The 6,991-nt window shown below is 47.6% G+C and carries 4 protein-coding genes; 2 read left to right on the top strand and 2 right to left on the bottom strand.

What is annotated here, in order from left to right; genetic code table 11:
* Positions 1-249 precede the first annotated feature (249 nt).
* Positions 250-2,265 carry an excinuclease ABC subunit UvrB gene (uvrB, locus tag CSQ88_RS21535; protein ID WP_099400116.1) on the bottom strand — a complete coding sequence of 672 codons (2,016 nt, stop codon included), beginning with the start codon at positions 2,263-2,265 and terminating at the stop codon, positions 250-252.
* 316 nt (positions 2,266-2,581) lie between these two features.
* On the opposite strand from uvrB, the gene CSQ88_RS21530 reads away from it, so the two are divergent.
* On the top strand, positions 2,582-2,998 hold the full coding sequence (locus tag CSQ88_RS21530) for a hypothetical protein (RefSeq protein WP_099400115.1): 417 nt from the start codon (positions 2,582-2,584) through the stop codon (positions 2,996-2,998).
* 1,297 nt (positions 2,999-4,295) lie between these two features.
* Here the strand turns inward: CSQ88_RS21530 and CSQ88_RS21525 are convergent.
* Positions 4,296-5,453, bottom strand: a complete 1,158-nt coding sequence (locus CSQ88_RS21525; protein ID WP_180273767.1) for a Fic family protein — start codon at positions 5,451-5,453, stop codon at positions 4,296-4,298.
* A 371-nt stretch (positions 5,454-5,824) separates the two neighbouring features.
* On the opposite strand from CSQ88_RS21525, the gene CSQ88_RS21520 reads away from it, so the two are divergent.
* Positions 5,825-6,883, top strand: a complete 1,059-nt coding sequence (locus CSQ88_RS21520; RefSeq protein WP_099400113.1) for a hypothetical protein — start codon at positions 5,825-5,827, stop codon at positions 6,881-6,883.
* Positions 6,884-6,991 lie beyond the last annotated feature (108 nt).

Genomic DNA, 6,991 nt, shown 5'->3' with positions numbered 1-6,991 from the left:
CAGGACGCAGTAATCCGCGGGTTGTGAAACGACGAACTAAGCATTTTGCAAGTAGAAAAGGCACGGAAATTCTTAATCAACGGCATAACTGGGGAATAAAAATCATAAAGTGAACAGCATTGGGGGCTAGGGGGATTTGAACGGCACATCATTACGACAGAAAACCACAAAAGGCAAATCCCCCTTTTGAATAAAGGGGGACGCTGGGGCAATGCCTAAAGTAGTGTTATGGCACTTGCTCCATTGCCATCAATTCCCAAATACCTGATCTTTCAGCATTTTTAGCTGATCGCGTAATTGGGCTGCTTTTTCAAATTCTAGGTTTTTAGCCGCTTCGATCATTTCTTTTTCGAGGCGTTTTAATTCTTTGGCCAGGGATTTTTCGTCAAACTCATTGAGCATTTTTTGCCGCTTCATTTCTAATCGGGCGGCTACGGCGGCTTCCTCGTTATATACGCCGTCGATAATATCCTTGATGCGTTTGACTACGCTGCGCGGCGTAATGCCATTGGCCAGATTAAATGCAGTTTGTTTGGCGCGGCGGCGTTCGGTTTCATCGATGGCTTTTTTCATCGAATTGGTAATCCGGTCGGCGTAGAGAATTGCTTTACCATTTAAATTACGCGCTGCACGGCCAATGGTTTGAATTAAGCTGCGCTCTGATCTTAAAAAGCCTTCTTTATCCGCATCTAAAATCGCCACGAGCGATACCTCAGGGATATCCAAGCCTTCCCGTAATAAGTTAATCCCGATCAGCACATCAAATACGCCCAGGCGCAAATCGCGAAGGATTTCAACGCGCTCTACGGTATCAATATCCGAGTGCAAATAGCGCACTTTTACCCCGTGCTCGTTCAGATAATCTGTCAGCTGCTCGCTCATGCGTTTGGTCAGCGTGGTCACCAGCACCCGTTCGCCAATCTCAGTGCGCAGCTTGATTTCAGAGAGTAAATCGTCGACCTGTGTGCCCACAGGCCGCACTTCAATAATCGGGTCAACAAGGCCGGTTGGGCGCACTACCTGTTCCACCACCTGGCCCTGATGCTTGGCTTCGTAATCCGATGGCGTGGCGGAGACAAACACCGTTTGCGGCATCAGCTGCTCGAACTCTTCAAACTTCAAAGGCCGGTTGTCGAGGGCGGATGGCATACGGAAACCATAGTCCACCAGGTTTTCCTTACGTGAGCGGTCGCCCTTATACATCGCACCAATTTGCGGAATGGTGACGTGGCTTTCATCCACAATCATGATCGAATTGGGCGGCATATAGTTGATCAGCGTGGGCGGGGCCGAGCCCGCCGGCTTGCCAGAGAAATGCCGAGAGTAGTTTTCAATGCCCTTACAAAAGCCCATTTCGATGAGCATTTCCAGGTCAAAACGGGTGCGCTGCTCCAGCCGCTGTGCTTCAACCAGTTTGTGTTCTTTGTAATAAAACGCCAGCCGGTCAGTTAGCTCAGCCTTGATGGTTTCGATGGCTTCTAATACTTTTTCACGCGGGGTAACGTAATGGCTGCTAGGGAACACCGTAAAGCGGCCCACGCGCTGCTTAATATGGCCTGTAAGCGGATCGAATAATTGCAGCGTTTCTAATTCATCATCAAATAAATTCACCCGCAGCGCTAATTCGGCGGATTCGGCGGGGAAAATATCGATTACATCGCCACGCACCCGAAAACAACCACGGCTAAAATCGGTGTCGTTTCTATCGTATTGCATGGCGGTGAGGCGTTTGATCATATCGCGCTGGGCAATCCGCTCGCCTTCTTTCAGGTGCAAAATCATCTGGTGGTAAGAGCTGGGATCGCCAATCCCGTAAATCGCGCTGACGGTGGCGACGATAATACAATCGGGCCGCTCTAAAATCGCCTTGGTGGCGGATAGCCGCATCTGCTCGATATGCTCATTAATCGCCGAGTCTTTCTCGATAAATAAATCGCGGCTGGGCACATAGGCTTCGGGCTGGTAGTAATCGTAGTAAGACACAAAGTATTCAACCGCATTTTGCGGAAAGAATTCGCGCATCTCCGAGTAAAGCTGCGCCGCCAGTGTCTTATTCGGCGCCATCAAAATAGCCGGCCGCCCCGACTGGGCAATCACATTCGCCATCGTATAAGTCTTACCCGAGCCTGTTACCCCAAGCAGGGTCTGATACTGCAAACCATCATCCAGCCCTTCAAGCAACTGAGCAATGGCCGTTGGCTGATCGCCAGCAGGCGGAAATGGCTGAAAAAGGCGATAGGGGCTGCCGGGGTAATCGACAAACATGGGCAAGATCCTGTGTTGACGAGGCGAAGTATGCTTATTCTACCCAATAGAACGCTCGTCCGCTTTAATGGTTTTTGGGGGAGAGGGCTTGGATATATTTTTTAGTTCTGTGTTGTTGTAAATAAATTGTCAGTTACATTGAATTTGTTTGATTTTTAATTTATATTTTAGTAAATATGGTGTAATTTTACGTTAATATTTACGACTCAGAATTAGTAAAGAAAAAAAGTGGTTTGCCCTAAGCCACTTTGAACATTTTTCATTTTCAAAAAAAATAGGTCTTACTAAGTTGCCACTAATATAAATAGGGAGTTTTATGATGGATCTGTTTTCATGGATTAAAGGGAAAAAGAAAATACCATTAGCTAATAGCATTCCTGATGACTATACAATTGCTGGGAAAATTGCTTCAATCATACAAAGTTCTATTGTTGATGATGAAGTAGGAATTAAAGAATTATTAGAACCAAATTGTGCTACTGTCTTATATACGAACGGTATGGTTGGTTTGCATTGGCTCAGTGGACCAGAATCCATGCAAAATGTAGTGAGCTTCGCATTAATTAATCGCCTACCTGCATTTAATTCCTTTGTGGCGAGTTTGAATGATATTTCAAAATTAGGAAACAGTGAAGTTATCGATATATATTTGCAATCTGTAGGGTTTATGACTATAGACACGATAGCTAAGCAAGCACTGTTTGAAATGAAAAACAATGCAAATAAAAAATAAATTAGCATGGTAGATTTGGCTAAAACTTTAACAGTTCAGCTGTTGATTTAGGGCCGTAAGTCGCAATCAATGAGTAGGGTGTAATAAGACTGAGATTTTATGCAGATGCATTGCACCTGATAGCATGAATTAAACGGTGCAATGCGCTTTCGCTTATTGGACCCTACAAAACCATGCACCTTACAGTCTTGATCTAACACTCCAATATTTTTGTTGGAGTGTTAGACCAGAGCCAATTTCATTCGTGGGTTGCACCTTATCCGCGCTAACTACAGTCAGAAAGATCTTTTTAGTGCCTTCGGCACGTTGATTTTGGTGCGGCATCGCCGCTGGGACTCACTTTCTTGAACGGCCAAGAAAGTAAGCAAAGAAGGCCGCCCCGACCAGCACGAAAGCCCCTCCCTGCGGATAACCGGCTCGGCGAAAAAGGCTGCGCGCTCGCTGCCTCGCTACCCCTTTTCCGAAACCCCGTGCCGCTTATTCCTCGCTTCGGCGTGCTTCAAGGGGAGGATAAAAGCCCCGTGCCACGAGCGGCGATAAAACTCAGATTGCTGTATTTAGAAGGCTGTAAGTCATAATGAATTTGTAAGACCGTAAGCCGAAATCGATAAGTAGGGTGCAATAAGTCTGAGGTTTTATTCAGACGCATTGCACCTGATGGCGTGAATTAAACGGTGCAATCCGCCCATCGCTGAGCGACATAAATGTCGCACGCAGAGCTTATTGGCATCCTACAAAACCATGCACCTTGCGGCCTTTGCTAAGCACATAGTTTTTTTATTAGCAAACAGCGAAAAAGCACAATAACCACGCTCTCTGCATAGGGCTCAAAGTCCCCTTGAAACACGCCGGAGCGAGGAACAAGCGGGGCGGGGTTTCGGCCAGGGAGCGAGGCAGCGAGCCAATCCCGCCTGCCGCCGACTCGATTGTCCGCAGCGCAGGAGCCTTCGTGTTTCGTGGGGCGGCCTTCTTTGCTTACTTTCTTGGCCGTTCAAGAAAGTGAGTCCCCCGCGGGGAAACCGCTCCAAAATCAACGTGCCGAAGGCACTAAAAAGGTCTTTTTGATTTTGCTTAGCATGGCTTCACCCGTCCTACAAAACCATAGACCTTATGCCCGAAACTAGGGACAGCCACGGTTAAATGAGTAACCCAGTATGCTTAGGTGAAAAAAATGTTGGGTTACGTGATATATCGCTGGGTGAGGTAAACCTCACACGCAGACCGCTAACCCAAGCTACAAATGACCTATTGGGTTAAATAAGCCATAGTCCCCTTTCAGCCTGATTTAATTTGTAAATTAAATCCCCGCTGCACTTTTTCTAGCATCTAATAGCGCATGATCCAAACCAGAAACGAGTAGATTTAAAACGGCATGGGCGTGGAATACTCGGTTTCTTTGTCGTTCTGGCATTGCTAAGCGGAGGATATCCAATTCAAGTAGCGCATCGATGGCTTTATTGGCGCGTACAAACGATACGCCAAGCTGCTGGGCTATGGATTTTACGGTCAGCACAGGTTGGCCTAGTAATAAGGGCATTATTTTGTGCACGACCGAATCGCTGCGAAATCCTTTTAATGCGATTTCCCATTCGGTTTTTAATTGGCTGAATTGGCTAATTAGATTTTGTGTATGCCGGCAACTGGCAATCACGCATTCTAGAAATAATTTGGCCCATGGCGAATAGTCGAGGCGTTTTTGTGCGCTTTCTAATGCCAATACATAATCAAGCTGGCGGATTTTTAGAAAGCTGGCTAAGTGAATAGGCGGCTCTTGATCGGCCAAAAATAGCAGGGGAAGTAATAAGCGGCCCACGCGACCATTGCCATCCAAAAAAGGGTGGATACCCTCGAAATAGGCGTGGGCAATGGTTGCACGGCGGAAAAGAGAAGGTGCTTTGACTTGCTCATTAAATGGATTCGCCATAAAGCGCGTGAGCGATGTCATTAATTGGGGAATCTGTTCGGCAGGTGGCGGGATATAAATGGCATTTTCTATTTTCATGCCACCAATCCAGTTTTGCACCAAGCGATATTCCCCTGGCGTGGTGCGTGGATGGCCATTAAGTAGTTGTCGGTGCAAAGCTAAGATCAGCTCATTAGTGAAGCCGTCTTGGCCTTGCTTCGTTATTTGTTCAACACCGAGAGCGTAAGCTGAAACATAGTTCAGTGTGGTTAAGGCATCGTCTGTGTTGGCTACGTCGTGTGCGGCATCTAATTCGTATAAAAGCAGCTCGCTAAACTGTGTGCGAGTGCCTTCAATCTGGCTACTGTCGACGGCTTCGCGGCGATTGAGCGCATACATGAGTTTTGCAGCGCCGGAGAAATCGGCAAGAGCTGATTTAAGCCGGTCTAATTCAAGCCGAGCGATGGCACTGAGGGTATCGCAGTCTTTGAACGGCACTTCAATATCGATTTCAGGCGGAATAACGGCGACTGTGCCCGAGTGATTTGGCACTGGTACCGCTGTTTTACGGAGCAGAGGGTGAAGATCAGAGGGACGCATAAGCATCATTAAGAAGTTTGTTATTAACTATTGTAGCAGTTAAGCGTTAATAATGATGCGCTTGTTGATGGATAAGGGGCTAAGGCCTTTTCGTATTCATTCCCCAGTTGACATATACGTCATCCCCGAATGTATTTATCGGGGATCCAGCAGAGGCACTGGATTCCCGATAGGAACACTCGGGAATGACGATCTTATTAAGGAGACATTTCCGGAAGTTATTTCGTGCCATATCCTATTCCTCATTTTGCTTTGCATTCGCTGCTATGCGGCGTATCCATTAAACTGTCGCCATTGTTGAATCATGCACAGAAGTACTCCCAATGATAAATACCCCCCATTACTGCGAACTGAATGCCCAGCACCGCGCTACGGCGGCTAGCCATGTGCGCGATATTGTCAGCGTGGCAATTGGCCACGATGCCGATGAAGCGGCTTTGATTGTTTATGATGTTGAATGCCCATTGGCGCAGGTGTTGGCGGATAGCTATCGCTTAGCTTTGCCCAGCGCGCAAGTGATTGAAATCAGCAGCGTGGATAATGATGCGGTGATGGCGGCGTTTCATGCTCAGCCTGCGGGGGCCTTGGTGGTGTTGATTCAATCGACGCATTTTCGCCTTGATGCCTATCGTTTGCGGGTGCAGTTGTTTAATCAAGAGTTAAAAGTCATCGAGCACGTGCATTTGGCGCGCATGGTGGCAGATGAAGCGCCTTTGTATATCGAAGCGCTGGCTTACGATGCTGCATATTATCGCGGCACGGGGGCAGCTTTGCAGGCGCGGATTAATGCGGCTCCGCATGCACGTATTAGCAGCGGAAAAGACCATGTGTTGACTTACGCAGGCCCACTTGAGGGCGCTAAGCTAAATGTGGGTGATTACCGCCAAATGAAGCATATTGGCGGGCAGTTTCCGATTGGCGAGGTGTTTACCGAGGCGCGTGATTTAACGCAGCTGAGCGGCCGTGCCGATATTTTTGTGTTTGGGGATACTAGCTTTCACTGTAATTTTCCGGCCTTGCCGATTACTTTGATTGTTGAGCAGGGCTGTGTGCTAGGGGTAGAAAACAGCACGCCGTATTTTGATGAAGTGCTGGCTAAAATCCGCGCAGTGGAAGGCGAAGTGTGGGTGCGTGAATTGGGTTTGGGCCTAAATCGTGCGTTTAGCCAGGACCGAACTGTGAGCGATATCGGTACTTTTGAGCGGCAATGCGGTATTCATCTATCGCTTGGTGCTAAGCACGGCAGCTACAACAAACCACAATTTAAGCGTAAAGACACGCGTTTTCATATCGACGTATTTGTCGCTGCAACAGGCGTGTATTTAGGCGATGAAAATGTGTATATCGATGGGCAATGGCGGGTGCCCCCTGTGTCAGGATAGTTGAGATACTCCCTTTTCAGGGATTCCAACTTACTCAGGGGGCTGGTTACTTATCATGTCGCGTATTCCCAAGGCTCGTAAAGATGCCATTTTAAGCAAAATGCTTGC

It is taken from the genome of Iodobacter sp. BJB302 (assembly GCF_002735645.1).
GTDB lineage: Bacteria > Pseudomonadota > Gammaproteobacteria > Burkholderiales > Chitinibacteraceae > Iodobacter.
The sequence above is the reverse complement of the archived record's forward strand: the minus strand, read 5'-3'. Positions and strand labels throughout refer to the sequence as shown.

Coding starts and splice junctions, on each gene's coding strand:
- uvrB (WP_099400116.1), bottom strand. CDS start 2,265: ATGTTTGTCGATTACCCCGGCAGCCCCTATCGCCTTTTTCAGCCATTT.
- CSQ88_RS21530 (WP_099400115.1), top strand. CDS start 2,582: ATGATGGATCTGTTTTCATGGATTAAAGGGAAAAAGAAAATACCATTA.
- CSQ88_RS21520 (WP_099400113.1), top strand. CDS start 5,825: ATGATAAATACCCCCCATTACTGCGAACTGAATGCCCAGCACCGCGCT.